This is a genomic window from Paraburkholderia sp., assembly GCF_034668105.1.
In the GTDB taxonomy this organism is placed as follows: Bacteria; Pseudomonadota; Gammaproteobacteria; order Burkholderiales; family Burkholderiaceae; genus Paraburkholderia.
Genome location: NZ_JAXDPY010000085.1, coordinates 1 through 3812, shown reverse-complemented (window position 1 = coordinate 3812; position 3812 = coordinate 1). Strand labels below are relative to the sequence as shown.

Annotated in this window: 5 protein-coding genes; 3 read left to right on the top strand and 2 right to left on the bottom strand. The window is 61.2% G+C overall.

What is annotated here, in order from left to right:
* From QOC89_RS04390 to QOC89_RS04380, 3 genes are all read left to right on the top strand, one after another.
* A partial coding sequence (locus tag QOC89_RS04390; protein WP_323043907.1) for an HlyC/CorC family transporter occupies positions 1-851 on the top strand: 851 nt, incomplete at its 5' end.
* 49 nt (positions 852-900) lie between these two features.
* Positions 901-2616, top strand: coding sequence for an apolipoprotein N-acyltransferase (gene lnt / locus QOC89_RS04385; RefSeq protein ID WP_323043906.1), 1716 nt, complete (start codon positions 901-903; stop codon positions 2614-2616).
* A gap of 109 nt (positions 2617-2725) precedes the next feature.
* The gene (locus tag QOC89_RS04380) at positions 2726-2905 is read left to right on the top strand and encodes a SymE family type I addiction module toxin (protein ID WP_323043905.1); all 180 of its coding nucleotides are present in this window, start codon (positions 2726-2728) and stop codon (positions 2903-2905) included.
* Positions 2906-2960: 55 nt separating this feature from the next.
* Here QOC89_RS04380 and QOC89_RS04375 read toward each other — a convergent pair whose 3' ends face one another.
* Together QOC89_RS04375 and QOC89_RS31805 are read right to left on the bottom strand one after the other, a co-directional pair.
* Positions 2961-3362 carry a hypothetical protein gene (locus QOC89_RS04375; protein WP_323043904.1) on the bottom strand — a complete coding sequence of 134 codons (402 nt, stop codon included), beginning with the start codon at positions 3360-3362 and terminating at the stop codon, positions 2961-2963.
* 244 nt (positions 3363-3606) lie between these two features.
* The coding region (locus QOC89_RS31805) for an RHS repeat-associated core domain-containing protein (protein ID WP_416340351.1) at positions 3607-3812 on the bottom strand (206 nt) is incomplete at its 5' end.

Here is a 3812-nt window from a genome sequence, read left to right as displayed (position 1 = left end):
AGGAAAAGCGCTCGCTCCTCGAGCGCCTGACCGACTTCATCTCGCCTGAGCCCGACTCGCGCGCCGAACTTCTGGAAATCCTGCAGGACGCGCACGAGCGCAACCTGATCGACGCCGACTCGCTGTCCATGATCGAAGGTGTGTTCCAGGTGTCCGAGCTCAGCGCGCGCGACATCATGGTGCCGCGCGCACAAATGGACGCGATCAACATCGCGGACAATCCCGCCGAATTCATCCCTTATGTGCTGGAGAAAGCGCACTCCCGCTATCCGGTCTACGAGGGCAATCGCGACAACATCATTGGTGTACTGCTTGCGAAAGACCTGCTGCGCTACTACGCCGAAGAAGAATTCGACGTGCGCGGCATGCTGCGTCCCGCTGTCTTCATCCCGGAGTCGAAGCGCCTGAACGTGCTGCTGCATGACTTCCGCGTGAATCGCAATCACCTCGCGGTGGTGGTCGACGAATACGGCGGCGTGGCCGGCCTGATCACGATCGAAGACGTGCTGGAACAGATCGTCGGCGATATTGAAGACGAATACGATTTCGACGAGGAAAGCGGCAACATCATCGCCTCGCCGGACGGCCGTTTCCGCGTGCGCGCGCTCACCGAGATCGAGCAGTTCAACGAAGCGTTCGGCACCCATTACTCGGACGATGAAGTCGATACGATCGGTGGGCTTGTCACCCATCATTTCGGACGGGTGCCGCATCGCGGCGAAAAAGTCCGCCTCGACGATCTGATCTTCGAGATTCTGCGCGGCGACGCCCGCCAGATTCACATGCTGCTGGTACGGCGCGATCCGCTCGCCGGCCAGCGCGAGCGCGAAGCACAGCACGTGCAGACCTGATCCGCTTCTTTTCCCCGCTTCTTCAACTCCTCACGCCGACCGCGCAACAATGGCCGACCCGATTACATCCCGTTCGCGCCGCGGCGTGAGTCCCTCTGCCGCTCAGGAATCGCGCGGCCGTGCACTGCCCCGCTGGCATTACCTCGTCGCGCTGGTCGCCGGTGCGGCCAATACGCTGTCGTTCGCGCCGACGCCGCACGGCGGCTGGCTCGAACTCGTGATCTTCGTGTTTTTCTTTGCGTGGCTCACGCGGTCGACTGGCTGGAAAAGCGCGGCGCTAACCGGCGGCGCGTTCGGCTTCGGCAACTACGTCACCGGCGTCTGGTGGCTGTACGTCAGCATGCACTTCTACGGCGGCATGGCCGCGCCGCTGGCGGGCGCGGCGGTCGTGCTGTTTTCGCTGTATCTGGCGCTGTATCCGGCGCTGGCCGCGGGCGTCTGGTCGTTCTGCGCGGGGCACGCGCGCAACGGCGCGTCAGACGGCGACAGGCCTTTCTCGCCGACCTGGCACGGCGCGCTGGCTTTTGCGAGCGCGTGGGCGATCGGTGAGTGGCTGCGCGGCACCGTGTTTACCGGCTTTCCGTGGCTTGCAAGCGGTTATGCGGAAGTGGACGGTCCGTTTGCAGGATTTGCGCCCGTGGCGGGCGTGTACGGCGTCGGCTGGATGATGGCGTTGACGGCGGCGTTGGTCGTGCAGGCGCTGGTGGCCTTGCTGCCTTTGCGTACGCAGCGCGATATCGGTGACGGCAGCCATGCTGGAAATGCCGGCAATCAGGCGAAACGCAGTGTCGCGCGCGTCGCGGTGCCGGGTGGAATTGCGGTTGCGTTGATCGCAGCCGGCCTGCTGCTGCCGCTTGCGCAATGGACCCAGCCTGCCAACGCGCCGCTGACGGTGCGTCTGCTGCAAGGCAACGTCAAACAGGAAATGAAGTTCGAAGAATCCGGCATGCGCGCCGCGATCGATCAGTATCAGCAAATGATCACGTCGAAGCCGGCTGACCTGATCGTCACACCGGAAACCGCGATTCCGGTGCTCGCGCAGCAATTGCCGCCGCAGTTTGCGTCGGCGGTGCGCAGCTTCTCGGATACGACCGGCACCGCGATCCTGTTCGGCGCGATCGGCGGCACCATCACGCCGGAAGGCCAGGTGATCGACTATACGAACAGCCTGTTCGGCGTCACACCGGGCACGCGCGATGTTTATCGATACGACAAACATCATCTCGTACCATTCGGCGAATTCGTGCCGTGGGGCTTTCGCTGGTTCGTGAATCTGATGAGCATTCCGCTCGGCGATTTCGCGCGCGGCGCGCCGGTGCAGAAGCCGTTCATCGTGCACAACCAGCCGGTCTCGGTCGATATTTGCTATGAGGATATTTTCGGCGAGGAGATTGCGCGGAACATCCGCGAGAGCGATACGCCGGCGGGCGTGCTGGTCAACTCGACCAATCTCGCCTGGTTCGGCGACACGATCGCGCTGGATCAGCATCTGCAGATTGCGCGCATGCGCTCGCTGGAAACCGGCCGGCCGATGCTGCGCGCCACCAACACGGGTATGACCGCCGCGATCGACGCGCACGGTAAGGTGATCGGGAGATTGACGCCGTACACGATCGGCTCGCTCGATGTGACGGTGCAAGGCACATCGGGCAGCACGCCGTATGTGACGAGCGGCAACAATACGGTGCTGGCGGTTTCGTTGCTGTTGCTGGCTTTTGGGTTTGCGTTCGGGCCGGGGATTACGCGGCGGCGGGCGACGCGCTAGGCGGAATTCGGAGTTTGGACGCGCCAACTATCACGGCTGCGTCTTAGCGGACACGCATGACGCATGCCGAGATAGAGTGCGCCCACCCGTCACCGAACGGTCTGTCATCGTGAACAAATCCTGGCTCTATCAGAAACCGGCACGCCTGCCCTTCCCTATGCGCAAAGAACCGGCCACCTTCCCGTGGATGAAGCTCTCCGGACGATGGATCGAGACCGCCGGTTTTGAGCCCGGACAGCGCGTGCGTATCACCGTCGAGCACCAGAAACTCATCATTACGCCGCTTTAAAACTAGAAGGGCCGCGAATGCGGCCCCTCTGTCACAACTTCATCCCCAAACACATCTACCTGTTTATGGCTACGCTCTTCGCAAGAAGAACAATCCATCCGCCATATACAGGCTCGATTTCGACGAACACTTTTCCCCCTCGCTCGATCGCAACCACTTCGCGCTCAATCACCGGTAACCAGACTGCCTCATTCCTCTGGTCACCACTCACCCCGGACAACAGAAGCGCTAGAGAATCCCGATAGTCATTCGGCTCACTCGCCGAATCCCACAGATGAACTCTGTCAACAATGTTCTGCTCGCGGAATTCATCAGCAACAAAGCGATCCACTCCTTCCGCAACCAGCGTGAAGCGCTGTCTAGCTTGTCCGCGGAAAAAAATGCTGACGCCTTTATCGTCCTCAGTAAAGGTGATTCCAGTGACATGCGCCTCCACGAAATCAGAGAAATCAATCATCGATGCGCTCCCGTCTGTCATGGTTTTCGGGGCCACGGCGAGTAAGGACGCCCCGGCTCCTCGCGCGCGCCACCTGGCCATTCATGCACATGATCCACCTCGTTGCCTTGGTGCGGTTTGTCATAGTCGCGCTGCGGCAAACCATCCGGTCCGTATTCACGCCCCCGACGCGGACCCTCAATCCAACCATTTGCCGGACCCTCATCGGGTGGATTTTTGGGCCTATTAAAAGTCAACCCATCAATCAGGTCCTGAAACCACTTCGGAACTCTCTCGATCCTGGACTGCAACTCGGCCCAGCCAGTGGAGGGGGCGCAGGAACCGGAATTGCCTGCAACCCGCGCGGATCTCTGAACTGAACCGGGTTCCCACCTACATAAGCATACGCATTCGTCTGCCCACTCGCGTAGCCTATGGGGTCTTCGCTAATGAATCTTGCTGTACTCGGGT